The organism is bacterium (Candidatus Blackallbacteria) CG13_big_fil_rev_8_21_14_2_50_49_14 (genome assembly GCA_002783405.1).
In the GTDB taxonomy this organism is placed as follows: domain Bacteria; phylum Cyanobacteriota; class Sericytochromatia; order UBA7694; family UBA7694.
Genome location: PFGG01000075.1, coordinates 12,461 through 35,151, shown reverse-complemented (window position 1 = coordinate 35,151; position 22,691 = coordinate 12,461). Strand labels below are relative to the sequence as shown.

General features: G+C 48.3%; 16 protein-coding genes. 14 read left to right on the top strand and 2 right to left on the bottom strand.

Translation table 11 applies throughout. The features are described 5' to 3' along the window. Position 1: 1 nt before the first annotated feature. Positions 2 to 4,642: a hypothetical protein gene (locus tag COW20_21565; GenBank protein ID PIW44950.1), complete on the bottom strand. Its 4,641-nt coding sequence runs from the start codon at positions 4,640 to 4,642 to the stop codon at positions 2 to 4. A 411-nt stretch (positions 4,643 to 5,053) separates the two neighbouring features. Here COW20_21565 and COW20_21560 point away from each other — a divergent pair, with 411 nt between their 5' ends. The 4 genes from COW20_21560 (at position 5,054) to COW20_21545 (ending at position 10,247) form a co-directional block, all read left to right on the top strand. Next, the gene (locus COW20_21560; GenBank protein PIW44949.1) at positions 5,054 to 6,265 is read left to right on the top strand and encodes a hypothetical protein; all 1,212 of its coding nucleotides are present in this window, start codon (positions 5,054 to 5,056) and stop codon (positions 6,263 to 6,265) included. Positions 6,266 to 6,494: 229 nt separating this feature from the next. Beyond that, positions 6,495 to 6,788: a 4a-hydroxytetrahydrobiopterin dehydratase gene (locus COW20_21555; GenBank protein ID PIW45131.1), complete on the top strand. Its 294-nt coding sequence runs from the start codon at positions 6,495 to 6,497 to the stop codon at positions 6,786 to 6,788. Positions 6,789 to 6,984: 196 nt separating this feature from the next. Continuing rightward, positions 6,985 to 7,572, top strand: coding sequence for a hypothetical protein (locus COW20_21550; GenBank protein PIW44948.1), 588 nt, complete (start codon positions 6,985 to 6,987; stop codon positions 7,570 to 7,572). 188 nt (positions 7,573 to 7,760) lie between these two features. Beyond that, the gene (locus tag COW20_21545; GenBank protein PIW44947.1) at positions 7,761 to 10,247 is read left to right on the top strand and encodes an ATP-dependent Clp protease ATP-binding subunit ClpC; all 2,487 of its coding nucleotides are present in this window, start codon (positions 7,761 to 7,763) and stop codon (positions 10,245 to 10,247) included. Positions 10,248 to 10,293: 46 nt separating this feature from the next. On the opposite strand, the gene COW20_21540 is transcribed toward COW20_21545, so the two are convergent. Continuing rightward, on the bottom strand, positions 10,294 to 11,475 hold the full coding sequence (locus COW20_21540) for a hypothetical protein (GenBank protein ID PIW44946.1): 1,182 nt from the start codon (positions 11,473 to 11,475) through the stop codon (positions 10,294 to 10,296). 245 nt (positions 11,476 to 11,720) lie between these two features. On the opposite strand from COW20_21540, the gene COW20_21535 reads away from it, so the two are divergent. The 10 genes from COW20_21535 (at position 11,721) to COW20_21490 (ending at position 22,689) form a co-directional block, all read left to right on the top strand. Next, the gene (locus COW20_21535; protein PIW44945.1) at positions 11,721 to 12,665 is read left to right on the top strand and encodes an MFS transporter; all 945 of its coding nucleotides are present in this window, start codon (positions 11,721 to 11,723) and stop codon (positions 12,663 to 12,665) included. Next, the gene (locus tag COW20_21530) at positions 12,662 to 13,375 is read left to right on the top strand and encodes an ABC transporter permease (GenBank protein ID PIW44944.1); all 714 of its coding nucleotides are present in this window, start codon (positions 12,662 to 12,664) and stop codon (positions 13,373 to 13,375) included. Before COW20_21535 ends, COW20_21530 begins: the two co-directional genes overlap by 4 nt. 9 nt (positions 13,376 to 13,384) lie before the next feature. After that, the gene (locus tag COW20_21525) at positions 13,385 to 14,977 is read left to right on the top strand and encodes a hypothetical protein (GenBank protein ID PIW44943.1); all 1,593 of its coding nucleotides are present in this window, start codon (positions 13,385 to 13,387) and stop codon (positions 14,975 to 14,977) included. Positions 14,978 to 14,981: 4 nt separating this feature from the next. Beyond that, positions 14,982 to 15,539 (top strand): hypothetical protein, encoded by a 558-nt coding sequence (locus COW20_21520; GenBank protein PIW44942.1) that lies wholly within the window; start codon positions 14,982 to 14,984, stop codon positions 15,537 to 15,539. A 95-nt stretch (positions 15,540 to 15,634) separates the two neighbouring features. Then, the gene (locus tag COW20_21515; GenBank protein PIW44941.1) at positions 15,635 to 16,633 is read left to right on the top strand and encodes a phospho-N-acetylmuramoyl-pentapeptide-transferase; all 999 of its coding nucleotides are present in this window, start codon (positions 15,635 to 15,637) and stop codon (positions 16,631 to 16,633) included. Then, a complete protein-coding gene (gene murD, locus COW20_21510; GenBank protein PIW44940.1) occupies positions 16,633 to 17,997 on the top strand; it encodes a UDP-N-acetylmuramoyl-L-alanine--D-glutamate ligase in 1,365 nt (454 codons plus the stop codon). Before COW20_21515 ends, murD begins: the two co-directional genes overlap by 1 nt. Further along, positions 17,927 to 19,237, top strand: coding sequence for a putative lipid II flippase FtsW (gene ftsW, locus COW20_21505; GenBank protein ID PIW44939.1), 1,311 nt, complete (start codon positions 17,927 to 17,929; stop codon positions 19,235 to 19,237). Before murD ends, ftsW begins: the two co-directional genes overlap by 71 nt. Continuing rightward, positions 19,234 to 20,346, top strand: a complete 1,113-nt coding sequence (gene murG / locus COW20_21500; protein ID PIW44938.1) for an undecaprenyldiphospho-muramoylpentapeptide beta-N-acetylglucosaminyltransferase — start codon at positions 19,234 to 19,236, stop codon at positions 20,344 to 20,346. The genes ftsW and murG overlap by 4 nt, the downstream gene beginning before the upstream one ends. Beyond that, entirely contained in the window at positions 20,340 to 21,821 is a 1,482-nt protein-coding gene (gene murC, locus COW20_21495; GenBank protein ID PIW44937.1) for a UDP-N-acetylmuramate--L-alanine ligase, read from the top strand. The genes murG and murC overlap by 7 nt, the downstream gene beginning before the upstream one ends. Then, the gene (locus COW20_21490) at positions 21,760 to 22,689 is read left to right on the top strand and encodes a UDP-N-acetylenolpyruvoylglucosamine reductase (protein PIW44936.1); all 930 of its coding nucleotides are present in this window, start codon (positions 21,760 to 21,762) and stop codon (positions 22,687 to 22,689) included. The genes murC and COW20_21490 overlap by 62 nt, the downstream gene beginning before the upstream one ends. The last annotated feature ends 2 nt before the right edge of the window (positions 22,690 to 22,691 follow it).

The window sequence follows — 22,691 nt, the reverse complement described above, 5'->3', positions numbered from 1 at the left end:
TTTATGCTTCTTGTGCTGCTGTATTGATTCCCAGAATATTCAGGCCAGAAGGCATATTCTGGCCCGCAAAAGATTTTTGAATCATGAGTTCAGTGATCTTTTCAAGTTCAGCCTGCTGCTCAATTTTTTCTTTCCAGGAATGATCATACTGACGTGATGCGTTGATCTGTTGTTCCAGAACTTTGATAAATTCTTCCCGTTTTTCTTGATGCTCATTTTCCCGTTTTTCTTCGTTGCGTTTCTGCTGGCGAATCAAACCTGAGAGACTTTCATCAAAAAACTTTTGTACGCTTTTGAGCGCTGTAGAGGTTTCTGGACTTGGACGTTTTTCCGCTTTGGCTGTAGGGCTGGCTGAGGCCGCTGGGGACGGCTTGGGCAGGGTTTTTCCTTTTTCCAGGTGTTCACGTGTGGCTTTTTCATCGCTGGATTGGCTTTTGAGGGTTTCCTGCATTTCATTCAGATCGTGTTCAAGCGCTTCTCCCTGTTGAATCAGATCATTCAATTTTAAGATTAAAAGCGTGAGTTTTTCTTGAATCGTTCTGGATTTTTCAAGCGTTTCGTCAATCCCTGTAATGAGTTTTTCACTGGCATGAATATCTTGGTCTGTCTGGCTCAGTTCGGCATGGTATTGGGTGAGCAATTGATCTGTTTCTGTCAATTCCTGACGGAGTTGATCGCGAATTTCCAAGAGTTCACGTGTGCCTGGATAGGTGCGCAGCATGGCCTCTATTTCAGAAAGACGTGAGGCCAGATCATCGCGTTGTGCTTGCAGTGAGACCTGGTGGGTGGCCAGATTGGCGCGAGAGTCTTTCAGAGCATTCAGGCTGACACTGAGATTTTGCCGCAAAGTCAGCAGGGTTTGGCTTTTTTCACGCAAACTGTCAATCTGTTGATTGATCTTTGCCTTGAGCATATTGAAACCAGCCAGTTTTTCACGCACTGTGTCTGATTGGTTGGCCAAATCCTGTTCCATGCCAGAAAGTTCTTGTTCCAGGGTTTGCAGTTCAGCTACATCTTTTTCACTGAGATTGCCCCCATTTTTTAGCAAGTGTTCATAGCGCTCAAGACGCTCCTGGTAGGCTCCAGAATGTATGCCCAGTTGTTTGCGCATTTCCAGCATCTGCTGCTGCATCTTCAGCATATCCTGCTGACCTGCTTTGACCTCAGATTCTGTCTGTGAAAGGGTCGATTCGATCGCTGCGACCTGGGCGCGCACGTCGCTGACCGCTGCTTGCGCTGCAGTATAATCCGAATGGTGGTGTTGACGCACGGCTCGGTTTGCACTTAAAGCCAAATCGCCTTCCTGGCGCGTTTTTCGCAGTGATTCGAGATCCTGTTTGAGCTGCAGTAAGCGTTCTACCTGTGCTGAAGGAATTCCCTGTTTTTGAATCAGCTGATCGATCTGGGTCTGCATTTCTTGAATCGCAAAGGGTTTTTGACTGTTGTGCAGGCTGTATTCCAGTTGTTCGGCTTCTTTGCGGAGAGAGCCAGCGGTTTCCTGCAATTTTAAAAATTCCCGGCTGACGTGATCAAGGGATTGTTGGGTCGTGGCCAACTGCGTCAGTTTCAGACTCTGGAACTGCGCTTCCAGGGTTTGAACTTTTTCGCCTGCTGCTCCCAGGGCTCGATTTAAAGGCAGAACCTCCACCAGGGTCTGATTGGTTCCTGCAATCAAGCTGTCAATTTCTTGGTTCTTTGCGCCCAGAGTACCCACCAAGGTTTGCAGTTCCTGGGCTTTTTTCTGAATCGCGGGATATTTTGCTGCATCCGATTGGAGGTTTTGCAGGGTGGTTTGGGCTGTATTTATTTTTTGCAGGTTGCTGTCTTTGACTTGGGTTAATTCAGTACGCAGACTTTCCGATTTTTGAATCGCGTTTTGGAGTTTGGTCTGTTCATGGCCCAAACTTTTTTGTTGTGCTTGCAGGCTTTCAATACTGACATCCATTTGCCCCTGCACACGTTGCATGGCTTGAAAAAGGCTCTCCATTTTTTGTTTCAGGCTGATTTGTGCTGCTTCACTGGCCTTTAATTTTTGGCTTAAATCTGAGCCTGAAATTTTGCCTTCGGCATAATTTTGTTGCGCGGCAGCGGATTCCTTCTGACGCGCATCCAATTGAACTTTCAATTTCATAATATCTTGACTGTAGTTGCCGAGCTCACCTTGAAACTGCGAAATCTCTGCCTGCAGGGCAGTGATCTTCTCTGAGTTGCGTTTCAGGGCCTGTTCTGAAAGTGCGATCACTTCATCTGTTGCTTTCAGTTCTTGTTGAATCTGAGTTTGCCTGGTTTTCAGGTTCTCAAGGCTTTGACCCAATTCTCCAGCGACTTGATCGCTGGTTTTGAGCTGGCTTTCCAATTGATTCACACTGGTTTCCAAGGCTTTCAAGGCTTGAATCTGGGCTTCAACTTCTTCAGGAGAGTCCTGTCGGCGGGCTTCCAATTCTTGAATTTGGGTATTCAATTGCTTGCGAAAATCTTGAATATTGGCGCTGGAAATGGTTTCTCCTGAACTCAGACGGGTTTGCCAATCTGAAACAAAGGATCTTGCGCCATCCAATACCTGACTGATTTTCTCTTTCAGGTAGGTATACCCGTCATCAATGCCCTGGGCAATGCTGGCGATGATGCCTTGACTGGTCTCGGCGGCTTCAATTTTCGGTTCGAGTGCTTTAAACTCTGAGCTTTGGCTGTTTTGGCTCTGAACCAGCTTTTCGGCTTCAGGACCCAGGTATCGGGTGTAGTCGGTCTGAACACTGGCCAGACTTTTTTTATGGGCGTCAATTTCTGTTTTGATCTTGGTGATTTCGGTTTCAAGGCTGGCAAGATCCCCTGCTTGGGCGCCCGCCTGTTTCAATTCCTGCAGTTGATCTTTGGCTTGAGTGACTCCTTTTTCCAAACGACTGACTTGGGTTTGGTAATTGCTCAGGTTGTGTTCCAGTTTGGTCTGTTGAGTTTGCAGTTCTTGACGCCGACTGTTGACCTGTTCTGCCGCTTGGTTATAACGGGTAATATCGGTCTGCAGGGCTTCGCCTGTGCTGTTTACTTCTGCCAGAATGCTTTGATAGGACTGATTTTGCCGATCCATTTGGGCTTCGATTTGTTTCAGCTGTTGATTCAGGCTTTCGAGTTGTGCGAGTTTGCCTTTTTGGGTGCGTGGGTTTTGCAGGGCGGCTTCCATTTCCTGTAAAACCTGTCCGTAGCGGGGTTCCAGACCCTCAAATTTTTTGCGGCTTTGGATCAGCGTTTCGTAATGTTTTAGCAAGGCTTGTTCACTGCTTTCCAAGCGTTGCTGTGCTTGGGGCAAGGACGTTTTGAGCTGGTCCAGGGTTTTGCGGGAGTTTTGCAGCGCATTGCTGTATTGTTTGATGCTGCCCCGGATTTGTTCCAGGTCTTTGAGGACGCTGACCTGACTGCCGGCTGCCTGTTGTAGACCTGCTTGCAACTGGGTCAGGGTGCCCAATAATTCCTGAACTTTTTGTTTGATTTGCGGGTTGTCTGGGTATTTGCTTTGCAGACTTTGGGCCTGTTGGCGGTATTGCTGAATTTTTTCTTGGGTGAGTTTTCCTGCCGCCTGATCTTTTTTGATCGCGCTTTCCAATTGTGAAAGCTCCTGCATCAAAGCATCACTTTTGCTGACGATGGTTTGTATTTCTTTGCTCTGCTGGGCCTGAGGGGTCAGAGCGGTATACAGCAGGCGGGCTGCCTGCACATGTTCTTTAAAGGTCATGTTGAGGGTTTCGTCAAGATTGGCGATGCTGTTGAGATCGATATGGATCAAGGGCAGCTGAACGCCAGTATCCACAAGATGTTGAAGCAATTCTTTTTTCATGGCATCGGAGAGGCCATTGAGCTCTTGAGGGGAAAGTGACATCACATAATGATAGGTGGCGTCATCCCGGCTGAACTGGTTTAACTGTCCGAGCAGATCGTGCAATTCTTTTTCATTTCTGGCCGATTTTAAGATCTGTCCAGCGAGCCGATCTTCGATCCGTTCGCCGCCAATCGCTCGGCGACTGACGACCTCTGTGGCAGCCCCAGAGACGGTTCCCCAGATTGAGCTGCCAGGATCTAAAACGCTCAGGGCCATTTGTCGGTTGGCAACGGAAAGCTGCTTCAGGTCTGCAGGCCGGGCCGATTGGATATATTCCAGCACGGCACCGGGGCCAATATTTTCTTTGAGCAGATAGACTTTTTGGTTGACGGAGAGGTGATTTGAAGCTTTGATCAGGCGTTGAACTGCATTTTGCTCCTCGGTGGTATAGGAGCCGATCAGGGGCAGAGAGGCGGTGAGGCTGCCTTTGCCCAAACCATCTGCGATTTTATTGATCTCTTGGGTGGTTAAATGCAGATCTGCCAGTTCACGGGAATTCATGCTGTTTAAGAGGGGAACCAAATCGTCAAATTTTCCCTGCGCCAGGAGTTGTTTTACCTGGAGGGTTTTTGGGGAACCATCTAAAAAACTGACGGGTTTGGCTTGGCCTTCGTGCCCTGCGCTCTGTGCGATCTGATCTGTGCTTTGGGGAACCACAGGGGCCGTGGCTGGTGTGACCGGGTTTGACGCGGGCTTGCCGATGCGGGCAGCTTCTGACGTGCTGCCAATAAATTGAATACCTGTTGAACTGCTGTTGTTGACGAAACTCATAAATTTAACCACCTCACTGGCGAAATTATAGGTTTAATCAGTCCAGATCTGAATGAGATTTAATTTGAGCTTAACTTTGTATTGAATTTAAAGCCAAAAAAATAAAAAAAGAAGCTAGCAAAGGGCTAACTTCTTTTGCCTTATTTCTGATTTCGTTTTTAAGACACTGTAAAGGGTGATCGATATTGCTTCGATCAGACTGTGACCCAGGAGGTCAGGCACATTGTCTTTAAAACAAGCAGGAACAAAGCTACTTAGCTGCTGACAATACAATTGATATTGTATTCAATTTGTTACAAAAACGCAAGCTAAATAATTAAAAAAGTTTATAGTGTATTGGGATGGTCTTTAAAATGTTGAAAAGAAGCTGGCCAGGAAGGGATTTTAATTTGAGCGGGCAAGCTGACAGAGTTGGATGGTTTTTGCTATTCTGAAAAAAAAATGAAAAGTAGGCGCGTGTTTATGAATTGTCTTAAAAAGCTTGCTATTCTGAGCGTCTTGTTAAGTATGGTTTCTCCTTTGACAGCCCATGCCGAAAGTTTGGATCGCTCGTTGGGAAAGTATCTGCTTGAGCCCATGCCCGCCTGGTATAAAGAGGGCTTCTCACGGGGGCATTTAAATATTTCCTTGATGCTCAAAGATGGGTACTCGCGTCTTGAGGCCATTGAAATTCAGAACCAGATGAAAGATTTACTCGACGCGAACCCTGATTTTTTAGCTGCAGAAGAAGCTGGCCTTTCCACAGCTTTGATTCAAAACCACGACACCCTGGTTTTGGCTGCTTTGCAAAAAGCTGTTTACAGGGTGAAAAATGAAAAAGTTTTTGAGAGCGGATTTGTGCCTCAAAAATTACAGGGCCATGAATTTTATGCTGTTTTTGATATGGATGAAACTTTGCTGGAGCATTGGTATCAGAGTGGTGAGAAAGGGTCAAAATACTATGACTTTAAACTCTCAACCCTGGATTCAATCCTGCGCCCCCCCTTGCGCAGCCCAGACTATGTCTCAATGACCCCTGGTTGGGAAAAAGCTTTACAAGAAATTGTAAAAATACCTGGTTGTAAGGGCGTTCTTGTATTTACAGCCAAAGAAGATCAATCATCACTGGCGCTGATAGATCAGTTAAAAATAGGTGGGCAGCCTTTTCGTCGTTTTTTAAAAGGCGTTTTTACCCGCAACCATCTTGTGCGTGACAGCAAGTCTGTCAAATTATCCAAAGATTTGCGTATGATCGACGAGACTTTGGAACACGTGGTTCTGGTCGATGATAATCCCACTCGTATTTTTCCCGAACAACAGAAAAATCTGCGCGAGTTTCCAAAATACAATGCGGATCTCTACCTGGCCGCCCGAGAGAGTGGCAAAGACCCACAGGCCAAACGCTTTTTTGAAAATCTTTTGCCCTTGGTGGTACAGGAGCTGAGTGAGTCCGTCAAATACAGTCAGAATAAGAAGATCAGTTTTGCTTCGGCCTTTTATCCCTATTCGATGGAGGCCAGTGCAGAATTAATCACCCTGATTTCTCAAGGCTATTCTGTGCAGGATGCCCGTGAACTGATGCGTGTACGGCCAAAGATGTTTGAGCCTGAATTTTATGTGCCTGCCGGTGGAAAACCTCATTAAATCTAGGCTGAAATAAATCATGGCTGAAACAAATTTTCCGGAGGTAGGAACCTTGATGATCTCGTTGATTGTTTTTCTGTTTCTGATGTTGGGGGCCTTGCCTTTTGGCTCAGGCATTATTGTTACATTTGTTACGATTTTGCTCTTTGGTTTTGCGCCAGCCATGCCGATGCAATCTTTTCATGGCACTGTTCAAGAATCCAAATTAGAACTTCAGAGAGGTCATTCCATGTCATCCCCCTTATCAGAATCAGAAATTATCGCTGCTTTGCAAAGCCTTCCCGGCTGGCATTATGAAGACCACCGTCTTTCGAAACAGTTTCAGTTTCAGAATTTTCGCGAAGCTGTCAGTTTTATTGTGCGCTTGAGTTTTCATGCTGAAGAATTGAATCACCATCCTGAGTTGAAGAATGTGTATGGTCAGGTAGAGTTGGCCTTAACGACTCATGACGCAGGCAATCAGGTGACGCAAAAAGATATTCAACTGGCTCAGGCCATCGAATCTTTTAATTGGCTGAAATAGCCTGATGGGGCTGAAACAGCCTTTTTCTTCAGGCGAATGACCCCCGGAACAGAATTGTCCGGGGGTTATTTTGGGCCCGCTTTTCTCAATGATTAGTTAAATAAAGTTTAATATTTGTTTAATTAATAGCAAGACTTTGTGACATTTCTGCGATATTGATCCCATAATAAATGGTGATTATGAGGTGTTTGTCAGGATGAATAAATTAGCCGCTCTTCTCTCTGCTTCTATGTTGTTCAGCGTATTAACCGCTTGCGGAAACAGTGCTTTGCCCCTTGCCCAAATTCCCTTGCGTGCTCCTGCTACAGCACCTCAAGCGGCAGCTCAGCTTCAAGCTCAGTCTGTTTTGGGGATTAATAAAGAAATTAAACGTTCTGTTGAAGCAGCTTTTGCTGCCAAAGATAAAAATGCAGATAAATTCATTACCCCCGATGAATTCCCTGTCACTACTCCGCTTGAGTTTCAGCATTTCCGCAAGATGGACAGCAACAAAGATGGTCGTTTGACCGCGAGTGAAATGTCTCCTGGCATTTTTGGCAAGGTCATGGATATTATGCAGTTGACTGCAACAGCTTCTTTCCTGTTTGACCAATTGGATGTAAACAATGATGGCAAATTGATGAAAGAAGAAGCTGCTGCTTCAACTTTGCCCGGTGTGGCTGCCAATTTTGATACCTATCTGAGCAAGCCCTGGTACAGCAGCAAAAAGCTGACTTATCTGCGTCGTACAGATTTTGAAAATCTGGTGGCCTTTGCCATGACCAATCCTGAAGCCAAGAAATAGAATCTTTTGAAAAAAAAGGCCCGGCATCGCCGGGTCTTTTTTTTCTCTGAAATGGGCTTCTGAAGACATCCAAACAGGTAAGTCCTGAAATGATGTAGTATCAGATAGGCCAAGTATGGTATAGAATAGGTTTAATAGAAACTAGGTGTAAACTTTTCGCCTACAGAGACAAACGCAAGGAGCAAACAATGTTCGAGCGGTTTACCGAAAAAGCCATCAAGGTGATCATGCTGGCACAGGAAGAAGCCCGCCGGCTGGGTCATAATTTTGTAGGCACCGAACAGATTCTCTTGGGACTGATCGGTGAGGGTACCGGAATTGCAGCCAAAACGCTCAAAAGTCTGGGCGTCACTTTGCGCGATGCCCGTGTAGAAGTCGAAAAAATCATTGGCCGTGGGTCAGGTTTTGTTGCTGTGGAGATTCCGTTTACGCCGCGTGCGAAACGTGTTCTCGAGCTATCTTGGGATGAAGCACGCCAACTGGGGCATAACTATATCGGCACTGAGCATCTGCTCTTGGGGCTGATTCGGGAAGGGGAAGGTGTAGCCGTTCGTGTTTTGGAAAACGTTGGCGTTGAGCTGGCCCGTGTGCGTTCGACCGTGATTCGGATGCTGGGTGAAACCACGACCACCACTTCTTCGTCTACCTCTGCGCGTAGCAAAACGCCCACCTTGGATGAGTTTGGAACCAATTTAACGCAACAGGCTGAAGACAACCGTCTCGACCCTGTGATTGGGCGAGAAAAAGAAATTCAGCGTGTCATAGAAATTCTGGGTCGAAGAACCAAGAATAATCCGGTTCTGATTGGCGAGCCTGGGGTGGGTAAAACGGCGATTGCTGAAGGCCTGGCCCAGATGATTACCTCGGGAACCGTGCCCGATATCCTCACCGATAAGCGCGTGGTGATGTTGGATATTGGCTCTTTGGTGGCTGGTACCAAGTATCGCGGTGAATTTGAAGAGCGCCTGAAAAAAATCATGGAAGAAATCCGCAATGCGGGCAATATTATTCTTGTGATTGACGAAATGCATACCCTGATTGGGGCCGGTGCTGCCGAAGGTGCTGTGGATGCTGCCAATATTCTCAAACCGGCTTTGGCACGGGGTGAGCTGCAGTGTATTGGGGCTACTACCTTGGATGAATACCGCAAGCATATTGAGCGTGATGCTGCTCTGGAGCGTCGTTTCCAACCGATTATGGTGGACCAGCCTTCGGTTGAAGATACGATTTCGATTCTCTGGGGATTGCGTGATCGCTACGAAGCCTATCACAAGCTTAAAATTTCGGATGAGGCACTGGTGGCCGCAGCTCGTTTGGCTGACCGTTATATTTCAGACCGTTTCTTGCCCGATAAGGCCATTGACTTAATGGACGAAGCTGCCTCAAAAGTGCGCTTGCGCAACTCCTTGCTGCCACCTGAGGCCAAGGAACTTGAAAAAGAGCTGAAAGAAGTCAGCAAGAAAAAAGAAGAAGCGATTCGCGATCAGGACTTTGAAGGTGCTGGCAACCTGAGAGATCAGGAGCAAAGCATTCGTGATCAGATTCGTGAAATGACGCTTGAATGGAAAGATAAAAAAGGCCAGACCCAGCAATTGGTTGTGGATGAAGACCATATTGCTGAAGTCGTCGCTGGCTGGACCAAGATCCCTGTTTCCAAGTTGACCGAAGGTGAAACCGAACGGCTCTTGAAAATGGAAGATGTTCTGCATGAACGGATCATTGGTCAGCATGAAGCGGTTACTGCCATTTCCAAAGCCATTCGCCGTACCCGTGCTGGTCTGAAGAATCCCAAGCGTCCGATTGGCGCCTTTATTTTCTCGGGCCCCAGTGGGGTGGGTAAAACTGAACTGGCGAAGGTGCTCTCTTCTTTCTATTTTGGCTCTGAAGATGCCTTGATTCGCGTGGATATGTCAGAATATATGGAACGCCATTCAGTCTCTAAGCTGATTGGTTCTCCACCTGGCTATGTAGGCTTTCAAGAAGGGGGCCAATTGACAGAAATGGTGCGTCGCAAACCCTATTCGGTGATTCTCTTTGACGAGATTGAAAAAGCGCACCCCGATACCTTCAATGTCTTGCTGCAAATCATGGAAGACGGCCGTCTCAGTGACTCCAAAGGCCGTGTTGTGGATTTCAAAAACACAATCCTGATCATGACCAGCAATATTGGCGCCCGTGCAATTGAAAAGGGCGGCGGCGGTCTCGGTTTCCATACCGGAGGCGGCAGCGAAGAAGAAAGCCGTTACGAACGGATTCGTGAGCGCGTGATGGATGAACTCAAGCAGAATTTCCGCCCTGAGTTTCTCAACCGCGTGACGGAAACGATCGTCTTCCATCCGCTGAAGAAAGAAGAAATTCGCGAAATCGTGGATATCATGCTGGTTGAAGTGAAAGAGCGTCTGAAGGAAGCGGATATTCAAATGACCTTTGATGTCAGCCTCAAGGATATGCTCGGACGCGAAGGCTATGATGAAAAATCAGGTGCCCGTCCCCTGCGTCGGACCATTTCCAAGCGGATTGAAGATCCCCTTTCAGAGGAGTTATTGTTGGGTAAAATTCCCCTCAATACGCCGCTGGTGCTCAAATCGCGTGAAGACAGTTCAATTTATTTTGAACCTGACGAACCCGAAGAGACTGCTGAACCCGAAAAAGAGCCGGTTGAATCAGCGAACTGATTTAGAGCACTTTTTTCAAAGGCCTCCAGGCAAGCCCTGGAGGCCTTTATGCTTGGGCTTCAACGTGGCGAATTTCAAGAATACTGGCTAAATCTTCTGGCAGAGAGGGAACGGGTTCTGTGCAGTAAATCAAGAGGGGAGCCAGACCCGAAGAGCCTTTGCCTTGGGCGAGGTTGCGCAGGCTTTCAAAACTGGGCAGTTCGGTGCAAAACAGGATGATCAACATATTCTCGCTGTTGACAGGATTGTGGCTGAGATGGCGGTCGAAACTTTCCTGGGCATCGGGCATCAGGGTGGCCAGCCAATAGCTCAGTCCTTCCCAAGTGCGAATAGCTGATAATCTGCGCGGAGGGGTTGAAAGTTGAAGCTGATTCCAGAAAGTGGGTTCGGCTGCCTGGGCCTGACAGAAAATTTCCATTTTATGTTCAAGTAAATGGCTGCAGACCTTTTCTGCTTCTTGAACCAAGGCGTAAAAGGCTGGGTTGGCTTGTTTCTGTTCGGTATTGAATAAAACCAAAGCCTGTTGAAAGGGCTCTTCGCGGGCCTCTGCGACGATCAACTGTCCATAGCGTGCTGAGTTTCTCCAATGAATTGCCCGGCGGGAATCGCCGGGCTGGTAGCTGCGAAAATGGGAAATATCCTCAGCCGAATGGCTGCGGCGACGGGCCTGGCGAATATCCTGAAAATGTTCCTCCAGCAGATTTTGAGAGCTAACTTCGGCCTGAATGGGCAGTACCACCAGGGCAGAGGGCAGGTTTTGTTTCCAATAGAGGCCGAGCAGACCGAGGGGCCCAAAGGAGCCGGTGTGTACCGATTGAAAACTGAAAACCCCAGGGTTGGGGGGAACGAAGGAATAGGGGTAGCTCAGTTCTTCGCCATAGCCGACTGAGACCGCAAAAAACTTATCTGTATCAGGCTGCAGGGTTTGGCCCGTGCGCAGGTTTTGGATCGGGCCTTCTTCAAGGTTGAGAAACATCAAGGGCCAGCGGCGTTGGTTTTTCAGGGTCAGTTCAACGCTGACAGGAAATTCAGCTACGGCCTGATTTAAAAAATGACGCTTGAGTTGCAGGCGGCGAAGTTGTAAAAACGGCAGTACAAAAGCCAGAAAGACCACGCTCCAGAGCAGTGCATCGACCACATAGAGCCACCCCCCTTGAATATTGGTGGCTGCCAGAAACAGGAAGATGGCTGTTAGAAAGATAACCAGAAGGGGGGCTGTGATTTTCATGCCCTTAAGTATAGCATTGCTCTGCTTTTGGGCTGTATATAAACCCTAGTTGAACACTTCGGCTGATCCTATTGTCAAAAAATAAAGAGGTTGTTATGATAGACCATTGATGCAGGTTTAATGAAATAGTAATCTATGCATTCTTTTTATTTAACAAATTGAGTTTAATATTTGAGTTTAAGTTCGGAGCTTAAGCTCAGGCTTGAGTTCTGGCTTCAACGAACAACCAAAAGCAGGTGACAGTAGTGATTGAAGTCAAAAATGTTTCAAAGTATTACTCTCATCATACAGCCGTCGACAATTTAAGCTTTTCAGTTCCCAAAGGAACCATTCTGGGTTTTCTGGGCCCTAATGGCGCAGGCAAAACGACGACCATGCGCATGATTACAGGGTTTATGGCTCCCAGTGAAGGCGTGATTGAAGTGGCGGGTTGTGATACCGTAACCCAGTCGATGGAAGCACGTAAAAAGATCGGCTATTTACCCGAAACCCCTCCCTTGTATAACGAGTTGACGGTGAAGTCCTATCTTGATTTTGTCGCGCGTTTGAAAGGCTTGAAAAACAGCCGTGAACGCAAGGCACGTATTGATGAGGTCGCGGAATCCTGTTGGATTACCGATGTTTTAAACAAATCTCCGCAAAAGCTCTCCAAGGGCTACCGCCAGCGGGTGGGTCTGGCCCAGGCGATTATTCACCGGCCCGAGGTGATTGTGCTCGATGAGCCCACGATTGGCTTGGATCCCAAACAGATACAGGAAACCCGCAAGCTGATTAAAAGCTTGGGGGGGCAGCATACCTTGATTTTGAGCACGCATATTTTGCCAGAAGTGCAAATGACCTGTGACCGCGTGATCATTATCAACAAAGGGCGGATTTTAGCTGAAGACAGCCCTGAAAACCTAATCGCCAGAAATTCTGGCTTGCAGCAGATCTCGCTATGTGTGCGTGGCCCTTTGGCTGAGCTTGAAGCATTTTTAAGTCAAATGCCTGCGCTTGAATCCTGGCGCTTTGAACACAGTCAGGGCGAATTGCACAGTTTTCGTTTGCACAGCCGCCAGACAGATATTCAGGAAGAACTGGCCCGCCAGGTGGTGGCCCGTGATTGGGGCTTGCGTTCGCTGCAAGCGGCCGGTGGCACGCTTGAGGATGTCTTTATTCAATTGGTGACCCAGGAAGGAGCCTCTGCATGACACAGATTTGGGCACTTTCACTCAAAGAACTTAAAGCTTATTTCGCCTCTCCGATTGCCTATGTGGTGATGGCGATGTTTCTTTTGATCTCAGGCTATTTCTTTGCCATGATTCTGGCCTATAGCAAAGATATTGCGATGATGCGTTATCTCTTTGCCAATATGACCGTGATTTTACTTTTGCTCAGCCCGCTTTTTGCCATGCGGCTTTTTGCGGAAGAGCAACGCAATAAAACACTTGAACTTCTGATGACCTCGCCGATCAGTGATGCCGGGATTGTCATGGGTAAATTTTTAGCGATTGCCCTGCTTTTGGGTGCAATGTTGCTTTCAACGGCTCATTTCCCGATTCTGCTGATGGTCTTGGGCAAGCCGGATATCTTGCCGATTTTAACAGGATATCTGGGACTTTTTCTGATGGGCTGCTCGTTCCTTGCGATTGGCATGCTGACCTCAACCTGGACTCAAAACCAGATTATTGCTGCGGTTTCTTCTTTCTCGATTTCGCTCCTGCTCTGGTTTCTCGGCTCATCAGGCAGTCTGGTGGGGGCTGAATTGGGAAGTTTGATGAATTATCTTTCACTCAACAGTCACTTTGAAAGTTTTTCAAAGGGTGTGCTCAACAGCAGTGATTTGATTTATTATCTGAGCGTGATTGGTTTGCTTTTGTTTCTGACCGTGCGCTCGCTTGAAACCCGTCGTTGGAGATAGGAGATACAGATGCCTCAAAACACAGTTTCTTCAAAATTTTCTCTGATACGCCTGAGTCTGGTGATGGGGTTCTTGGGCCTTCTGAGCCTGGGAACAGGTTTGGGCTTGGAGCGTTTACCGGATTACCAGAGTCTGGCTGAGATTTTGCGCGTGGCTGGTCTGGTTTTGCTGGGAATGGCCATCACGGCATTGACGATTGAACGTCGTCAGCAACTTTATGGTTTTTCACAAACCCGCCAGGCCCGTTTTGGAGCCAATGCGATTATCCTCAGTCTGAGTTTTGTGGGGGTGGTGATTTTGCTCAATTATCTGGGTTATCGCCATCCTCAGCGCTGGGACCTTACCCAAAATAAGAGTTTTACCCTTTCTGAGCAGACCACCAAAATTCTCAAAAATCTGAAGTCCAAGCTTAAAATAACGGCCTTTTACACGGTCAGTAATTCCATGCGCCAGGAAATGGTGAATTTACTTGAAACTTACCGTGAGCAGGCCGGTGAGCAATTGGAGTTTGTGTTTATTGACCCAGAAAGGCAACCCGCTTTGGCCATGCGCTACGGCAATATTCTCAATGGCAGCATTGTGCTGGAGCAGGGGGCTACCCGTAAAACGATTCAAGGTACGCAGGAACAGGACCTTACCAATGCAATTCTGGCGATTACCCGTGAAACCAAGCCTGTTTTGCGCTTTCTACAGGGGCATGGTGAACTCAATCCAGAGGATTATGATGTGCGTCAGGGCTTGAGTGTGATCAAGCAGGTGCTGGACAGCGAACATTATCAAAGCGAAAAGTTTTATTTGCAGGATCATGCCTATCAGGTACCCAAGGACACTGCTGTTTTGGTGATTGCCGGGCCAGAAAAACCGCTGGCTGCAGAAGAGCGCAAAGCGGTTCAGGAATATCTGAATCAGAATGGGCGTGTTTTGTTGACACTGCGCCCCCGTGTTCAGAGTGGCTTGGAATCTTTGCTTGCTCAGTATGGGGTGGTGATTGGCAATAACCTGGTGATTGATACCGGGCGCAATATTCAAAATGATGTTTCGGCTCCCGCCATTACAGAATATGCCTTTCATCCGGTGACCAAAGAAATGCGGGGAGCGATTACCTTTTTTCCTTTGGTGCGTACCGTCGAACTCAAAAAACCGCCTGCGGGCGTGACGGGCACTGAATTGTTCAAGTCTTCAGCACAAAGCTGGGCTGAAACCAATCTGAAAGAAAATAACGTGATTAAAAAGGAGCCCGGAGAAGCTTCGGGGCCCTTGTCCCTGGCGGTGGCCTTGAGCATAGAAAAGCAACCCGCTGCCACAGATAAATCACAACCTACAGCGCAGAAAAAAAACGAAGCCCGTTTGGTGGTATTGGGCAATACGACTTTTGCCAGCAATGGTTTTTCACGTCTGGTGGGCAATTCGGATCTTTTTCTCAACAGTTTGGCCTGGCTGGCTGAACAGGATGATCTGATCGCGATACGCCCGAAGGACAAGGCCAGCCAGCAATTGGAGTTGACCAACGGGCAAAACCAATTGGTTTTTTACCTGTCAGTGGTGGGCATGCCCTTGCTGATGCTGCTGTTTGGATTCGGGGTTTGGTGGAAACGGAGGTAAGCGTATGAAACCTGCTTCTACTTTGGCGATGTTGGCTCTTCTCTTGGGGCTCGGAGCTTATGTTTTTTTCTATGAGCGTCAGCCTGTGCCTGCAGAGTCGGCAAAAGCAGAAACCCAGATTTTACAACTGGAGCCGGCCCAAGTCAGGGGCTTTTCGCTGGAAAAGGCTGGCCAGCGGTTGGTGGCAGAAAAAAATGCCAAAGGCCAATGGCACTTGCTGGAGCCCCAAAAAACATTGGCTGATGCGGCTCTGCTCGATACTTTTGTGGATCATCTCAAAGATTGGCCTGCGGCCCAAGTGGTAGAACCGAATTTGAACGCTTCAGAAAAAAAAGACTTTGGCCTGGAGCCCCCGCGACTCAAGCTTGAACTCAAAACTTCGCAGGGAGTACGCCAGTTTTTGCTTGGCAATAAAACCCCGATTAACTCGGGGTATTATGTGCTTTCTGAAGATGGAAAGCAGCTTTTGCTGAGCTATGTCAATCTGCCTGAAGAAATGGAGCGGCTTTTGGCGCATCCTCCTGTGCCCAGTGCTTCTCCCAGCCCCCCGGCACAAAAATAAATATTTTTTGTGCCGGGGGCACTTTTATCACAGATGCTGGTCAGGGGGGTGGTCTATCATGAAGAAGACGACCTTGCGGAAGCGATTCTTTTGGCATGCAAACCCTCCTGGCATTAAGCACTGTTCCTTTAACAGCTCTTTTAGCTGTATTTTTTGGCCGCTATGCGGTAGAAATCTTGCGCCGACTTAAACTGGGGCAACATATTCGTGAAGAAGGCCCCCAGTCTCATTTGAGCAAGGGGGGAACGCCCACCATGGGCGGTATTATTTTCCTGATTCCCCTGCTGTTGGTGACTTTTTTCTTTTCCCGCCCCACCCCCCATACCCTGATTTTGATAGGTTTGGTGGTTTTAACCACCTCTGTGGGATTTATTGATGATTTTCAAAAAATTTGGTTGAAGAACAACAAGGGCATTACCCCGAAACAAAAACTGGCGGGCCAGATTTTTGTGGGTTTTTTATTGGGGGCTTATTTGCAATGGGGCCCCCCGCAGCATGCACCCTATACTGAATTGCCTTTTTTGGGGGCAGATCTGCCTTTGGGGTGGCTCTTTGTACCCTTTGTGATTCTTTTCTTTGTCTCAACCACCAACGCCGTGAACTTAACCGATGGTTTGGATGGCTTGGCTTCGAGCGTGGCTTTGGTCACCTTGGCGACCTTGACAGCCCTTTTGATTTTAAAGGGCGGGTTAAACGACCCCTTGATGCTGCCTGGGGTTATTTTGGGGCTGTCTACAATTGGGGGTTGTTTGGGCTTTCTCTGGTATAACAGCCATCCGGCCCAGGTTTTTATGGGGGATACGGGATCTTTGGGCTTGGGCGGAATTATTGCCGTGATGGCAGTTTTGGGGCATCTTGAGCTTTGGTTTTTACTGGTGGGGATTATTTTCGTGGCAGAAGCACTTTCCGTGGTGCTTCAAGTGACCTATTTCAAAAAAACGCGCAAACGTCTGTTTCGCATGAGCCCTTTGCACCACCATTTTGAATTGGGGGGCTGGAAAGAAACCCAGGTGGTAAACCGTTTCAGCTTTGTCGCCGTTCTCTTTTGCCTGATTTCGTTTATTGGCTATTACGGAACACATGGGTTGCCCTGATGAAAGCCTGTCAAGCAAGTTTTTGGAAAAATCGCTGGGTGGTCGTTTTGGGGGCTGCCCGCAGTGGCATTGCGGCTGCCCGTTTTCTCAAGGGGCTGGGCAATCAGGTTAGCGTCAGTGACCAGGGTTTGATTCCTCAAACCCTTCAAGCAGAGCTGGATTCGCTGGGGATTGCCTGGGAAGAAGGTGGGCACAGTGCGGCCTTGCTTTCATCTGCTGAAGCCATGATTGCCAGTCCTGGCATTCCCTTAAGCGCTTATCCCTTTTGTGTGGCCAAAGAGCAGGGTATTCCTGTGATCAGCGAAATTGAGCTGGCAGGCCAGTTTCTGCAGGTTCCCGTGATTGCCGTGACCGGCAGCAATGGCAAAACCACAAGCGTGACCTTGATTCACGCTTTGCTTGAAGAGGCTGGTTTTCGCACCGCTTTGGGAGGCAATATCGGCACGCCTTTGATTTCTTTTGTCGATCAGCCATTGGATTGGGTGGTGGCTGAATTGAGTTCGTTTCAGCTTGAAACCACTTACAGTTTTCGTCCTCGAATCGGTATTCTTTTAAATCTCTACCCCAACCATCTCGATCGCCATGAAAGCATGGAGCATTATTTTGCTTTAAAATGCCGTATTTTTCAGGCTCAACAGGCAGAAGACTTCGCTTTGAGCAATTGGGACAATGATTGGTGTCAGGAAATACCTGAAACACTTCAGAAAAATATTCAATGGTTTTCTCTGCATCCGGGGCCCGATGTTTTGGCCTGGATTCAGGACGGACAACTTTACCGCCAGACAGAACAGGGCCCTGAAGCGGTGATCGCTTTGCGTGATTTGCCTCTCTTGGGCAGCCACAACCATGAAAATTATTTGACTTTGCTTTCTGTTTCCGCCTTGCTGAAGATTCCGAAGGCGGCAGTGCTCAGCGCGATTCAACGGATTCAGGGCATTCCCCATCGGGTTGAAAAAATTGCAGATTTGCAAGGGCGTGTTTTTATCAACGACTCCAAGGCCACGAATTATCTCGCCACAATCAAGGCGCTTGAAAGTCTGGAGCCCCCTTTGATTCTTTTGGCGGGAGGCCGTGACAAAGGGGGGGATTTTTGCCCTTTGGCCCAGGTGATTCAGAACCGTGTCAAACATGTTATTTTGCTGGGTGAAGCGGCCTCGCATTTTGCCCAGGAACTTCATAAAACGGAGTATAATCAAATCAGCATGGCGACTTCCCTGCAGGATGCCGTTCAGAAGGCTTGGGAACTTTCTCAGCCGGGTGATCATATTCTGCTTTCTCCCGCCTGTGCCAGTTATGATATGTTCGCCAATTTTGAAAAAAGAGGGGAGAGTTTTAAAGCCTGTGTTGCTTCGCTCACCCCCTAAAACCAAACAAAACATGAAACGCCAAGAACGCGCCCGACGGATGAAATCTGAGCCTGTTTCTGCCCTGGCCAACCAGATTTTGCAGGAACAGGGCCCCAATCACCATATTGATTATGCGCTTTTGAATATTATTGTGATTCTGATTGCAATTGGGTTGGTCAGTATTCTCAGTGCCAGTGCGCATGTTGCCCAGGCTCAGATGGGAGATGCCAGCTATTATTTTAAAAAGCAGTTGGTTGGGGTGGCTTTGGGGCTGGTGGCCATGTTCTTTGCGATTCGAATCGATATTTATAAATTGCCGCGCTATATCAAGCCTTTGATGGTTGCCTCCATCCTTTTGCTGCTGGCAACGCATATCCCAGGTATCGGCATTACCAGTAAAGGTTCTTCCCGTTGGATTCATCTGATGGGGTTGGTGTTTCAGCCCTCTGAGATTGCCAAGCCTGTCTTGGTGATGTACCTGGCTGCGATTTTGGGGCATCCCATGGCGCAAAGCTTGAGACGACGTGAAAAACTTGAAATCTTAGCACCTGTCGCAGCGATCTTAATGATTATTTTGACTGAGCCCGATTTGGGCACCACGATTGTGGTTTCGGGGACTGTTTTAATTCTCTATATCGCTGCGGGGATGAAGTTTTGGAAAGTCGCCGCCCTGATCATTTCAGGGGGGCTGGGGTTTTTTATTATGAGTTGGAGTACCCCCTACCAACAGGCGCGCATTACCTCTTGGCTCAACCCCTGGTCGGATCCTCAGGGGAAAGGTTTTCACCTGATTCAGTCTTTAATCGCAATTGGCTCCGGTGGTTTTTTTGGCAATGGATTTGGCCAAAGTGTACAAAAATTATTCTACTTGCCTGAGCAGCATACCGATTTTATTTTTGCTGTGATTTCTGAAGAATTTGGCTTTGTCGGGGTTTGCCTGCTTTTGCTTTTGTTTATTCTTTTGGCACAACGGGGGACGGCCATTGCCGTCAAAGCGCCCACGCCCTATTTGAAAATTCTCTCCATGGGTTTGGCCTGCATGGTCGTGATGCAGGCCTGGGTCAATCTGGCGGTGGTCAGTGGCTCGATTCCGACCACCGGCTTGACCTTGCCCTTTATCAGTTTTGGCAGTTCTTCGATGATTGTAAATTTGGCGGCGATGGGTCTGCTTTTGAATATCTCCCGCTATGTGCCCAGTGCACTGAAGCCTCCCGCCCGTCAGACGGATAAAAACCTACAGGCGGCACAAAATTCATGAAACCCGAGATTCTGATTACCTGCGGGGGCACGGGCGGGCATATTTATCCAGGTTTAGCGGTGGGACGTATGCTGCAGGCTCAGGGCTGTGAAATTCGTTTTATGGGTTCAGATTCACGCATGGAAAAAGACAAAATTCCCGCTGAAGGTTTTGCTTTTGTCGGCTTGCCGGTTCAGCAACTGCGAAAAAATCAGCCTGTTCGCAGCTTGAAAATGCTCTGGAACTGTATCCGTATGGCGCGCCAGAATCTTCGCAAACAGCGGCCGGTTGCCGTTTTGGGCTTGGGCTCCTATATCACCGTGCCTGCGATTGTGGCGGCCTGGCAGGAAAAAATTCCTGTGATTTTATTGGAAACCAATGTGGTGCCTGGTAAAGCCAATCAGTATTTGGCACGGATTGCCAAGGCCGTTGCTTTGGCACATGCTGAAACAGAGAAGTATCTTCCCGCAGGCCCCCTGAGCCGTGTGACGGGCAGCCCGATTCGGCCTGAGATTTTAGAGGGTTCCCGCGAAGCGGGTTTCAAGCGTTTTCAGTTGGATGCCCACTGCAAAACCGTGAGTTTGATTGGCGGCAGTCAAGGCGCGCAAAGATTGAATCTGGCCTTGCTTCGGGCTTTGCCTGAGCTATTGGCGCTTGAAAACCTTCAGATTGTACATGTCTGTGGGGCCAGCAATGAAGCGGCAGTGCGTGAAGCTGCCGGTGAGTATGCTATTCACCCCCGTTACCGTTTGTTAAACTATGTAGACGATATGCCAGATTTGCTGGCATGCACCGATTTGGTGATTTCCAGAGCGGGTGCTTCAAGTATTGCGGAGCTTTTGGCGTGTCAGATCCCTTCTATTCTGATTCCCGGTTCCTTTGGTGGGGGCCACCAGTTGGACAATGCGCAGGTTTTGGACCAGGCGGGTGCCGCGATTCTTTTTTCGGAAGCACAACTTGAGCAAGGCGCCCTGGGAACCGTGATTCGGGATGTAATTACAGATACAGAAAGATTGGGCAAAATGCGCGAAAATTGTAGTCGGCTGAACTCCCCCCTTGCCGCAGAGAAAGTTGCCCAGCTGGTACTTGAGATGATTTCCACCCCCAAAGAAGAGGCTTTTGCATGTTGAAGCATTTTGAACAGATTCATTTTATTGGCATTGCGGGCATTGGCATGAGTGGTTTGGCCCGAATTTTGGCCGCCCGCGGAAAACAGGTCAGTGGTTCCGATTTAAAGCACAATGCCCTGACCCAAAGTTTAGAAGCACAGGGTGCTCAAATTGCGGTGGGCCACCACGCTGAGCATGTGCCCGCAGGAACAGAGTATGTGGTCGTTTCTACGGCTATTTCTGAAGAAAACCCTGAGATTCAGGAAGCCCGTGCACGGCATATTCCGATCATTCACCGTTCTGAGGTTTTAAATTACCTTTTGCAGACCTCACGCAGTCTTTCGATCACAGGCACACACGGCAAAACCACCACGTCGGCTTTGACTTCGCTGATTCTGGTCGAGCAGGGGCTCGACCCCACTGTGGTGATTGGCGGCGAAGTCCCCCAATTGGGCACCAATGCCCTGGCTGGCCAAGGTGAGTTTATTGTGGCCGAAGTAGATGAAAGCGATCAGTCTTTGCGCCGTCTGAGCAGTGAAGTGGCTGTGATTACCAATCTGGAAGTTGACCATTTGGATCACTACCAGGGTCTGGATGAGATTATTGAGGCTGTCGCAGAATTTGTCAGCCGTCAGCCTGAAAACGGGCGTTTGGTCGTGAATTTAGATGATGCAGGGGTGCGTCTTTTGCTTGAGCGTTTGCCCGAGTCGATGCGTTTGCGTACCCTTGGTTTTGCACTTGAAGCCACTGATGCGGATTACCGCGTGGTTCAGAAAGAATTATCACCGACAGGATCTCGCTTTGAAGTTGAAGTTCGGGGCGAATCTCTGGGCTGGTTTGATTTGAAAATTCCGGGCATTCACAATATCTACAATGCCTTGGCTGCTTTGAGTGCCACCCACAGTCTGGGCGTTGTTTCTGCTCAGGCTATCCGAACCGCTTTGGCCTCTTATCAAGGGGTCAAACGGCGATTTCAATTGATAGGCATGCTGGATACGGTTTCGGTGATTGACGATTACGCGCACCACCCTTCTGAAATTCGGGCCACGCTCAGCACGGCTAAATTACAGAACCGTCATATCAGCGTTGCTTTTCAGCCCCATCGCTACAGTCGGACCCAGGCCTTGCTTCAGGACTTTGCTGATTCTTTTGAATTGGCCGATCGGGTGATTTTGACAGATATTTACGCGGCTTCTGAGCGCCCTGAAGATTTTCAGGTTTCAATTCTGGATTTGGTTGCAAAGACTCGCCAGACTTATCCTGACAAAGAGGTGCTTTATTTTGCTTCTTTGCCTGAAATCAAGACCTATTTGCTTGAAAACCTGATTCCAGATGAAATGGTTCTGACCATTGGCGCTGGAAATATTACCGATTTATCGTATGACCTGGTGGGAAACTTACAAGCCAAGTCTTCCGATTCGATTGAAAAAATGAATGAGCAGAAGATTGTCTATGCACCTGTCCGCCGTACGCATCAAGAACGAAAAGTTGTCTGAAACTTTTCGTGAACAAGAACCGCTTGCGCCTTATACCTCCTGGCGCATAGGCGGCGCTGCAGAGTTTTATGTGGCGCCTGCCAGTGAAGCTGAAATTTTAAGAATCGTACAGTTTGCCCAGTCTCAAAGCATTCCGCTGACAGTTTTGGGAGGGGGTTCCAATGTCTTGCTCTCTGATCAGGGCTTGCCGGGCATTGTTATGCATATTACCCATCGTTTTTCGGGTTTTGAAATTCACCCTGAAGGTCGTGTGCGCGTTAAAGCGGGAACCCGTCTGGGAACGCTGATACGCAAAGCCATGAGTATGAACTTGATGGGAATTGAAAAGCTTTGGGGGATACCCGGTACCCTGGGAGGGGCGGTGGTCATGAATGCAGGGGCCTGTCATACAGAAACCTTTGATGTTTTAGAAAGTGTGACCAGTTTAACGCCTTTGGGACAACGCGTGGTGCGTACCAAGGCCCAAATTGAACATGGCTACCGTTGGAGCGATTATAAGTACAATGGTGAAATCGTGCTGGAAGCAGAATTGAAACTCACACCGGCAGACCCTGCCTTGATCGCTGAAAACTTTCAGCGGGCGGATGAGCGCCGCCAGCCCCAGCACAATATTCGACTGCCCAATTCGGGCAGTATTTTTCGCAACCCGACGAATAATTTTGCGGGTCGCTTGATTGAGCAATTGGGAGCCAAAGGACGTATTTCTGGTGGGGTACAGGTTTCTCCTGACCATGCCAATTTTATTGTCAATCTGGGCAAGGCTACGGCCCAGGATGCCTGTCGATTGATTCAATCTCTGCAGGCTGAAGTTTGGGAACACTATCAGGTTCAATTGGAGCCTGAAGTGATTTTTTTGGGCGAATTCTGAAC

Coding starts and splice junctions, on each gene's coding strand:
- COW20_21515 (PIW44941.1), top strand. CDS start 15,635: ATGCAAACCCTCCTGGCATTAAGCACTGTTCCTTTAACAGCTCTTTTA.
- COW20_21550 (PIW44948.1), top strand. CDS start 6,985: ATGAATAAATTAGCCGCTCTTCTCTCTGCTTCTATGTTGTTCAGCGTA.
- COW20_21540 (PIW44946.1), bottom strand. CDS start 11,475: ATGAAAATCACAGCCCCCCTTCTGGTTATCTTTCTAACAGCCATCTTC.
- COW20_21555 (PIW45131.1), top strand. CDS start 6,495: ATGTCATCCCCCTTATCAGAATCAGAAATTATCGCTGCTTTGCAAAGC.
- murG (PIW44938.1), top strand. CDS start 19,234: ATGAAACCCGAGATTCTGATTACCTGCGGGGGCACGGGCGGGCATATT.
- COW20_21490 (PIW44936.1), top strand. CDS start 21,760: ATGAGCAGAAGATTGTCTATGCACCTGTCCGCCGTACGCATCAAGAAC.
- COW20_21520 (PIW44942.1), top strand. CDS start 14,982: ATGAAACCTGCTTCTACTTTGGCGATGTTGGCTCTTCTCTTGGGGCTC.
- COW20_21530 (PIW44944.1), top strand. CDS start 12,662: ATGACACAGATTTGGGCACTTTCACTCAAAGAACTTAAAGCTTATTTC.
- murC (PIW44937.1), top strand. CDS start 20,340: ATGTTGAAGCATTTTGAACAGATTCATTTTATTGGCATTGCGGGCATT.
- murD (PIW44940.1), top strand. CDS start 16,633: ATGAAAGCCTGTCAAGCAAGTTTTTGGAAAAATCGCTGGGTGGTCGTT.
- ftsW (PIW44939.1), top strand. CDS start 17,927: ATGATATGTTCGCCAATTTTGAAAAAAGAGGGGAGAGTTTTAAAGCCT.
- COW20_21545 (PIW44947.1), top strand. CDS start 7,761: ATGTTCGAGCGGTTTACCGAAAAAGCCATCAAGGTGATCATGCTGGCA.
- COW20_21525 (PIW44943.1), top strand. CDS start 13,385: ATGCCTCAAAACACAGTTTCTTCAAAATTTTCTCTGATACGCCTGAGT.
- COW20_21565 (PIW44950.1), bottom strand. CDS start 4,642: ATGAGTTTCGTCAACAACAGCAGTTCAACAGGTATTCAATTTATTGGC.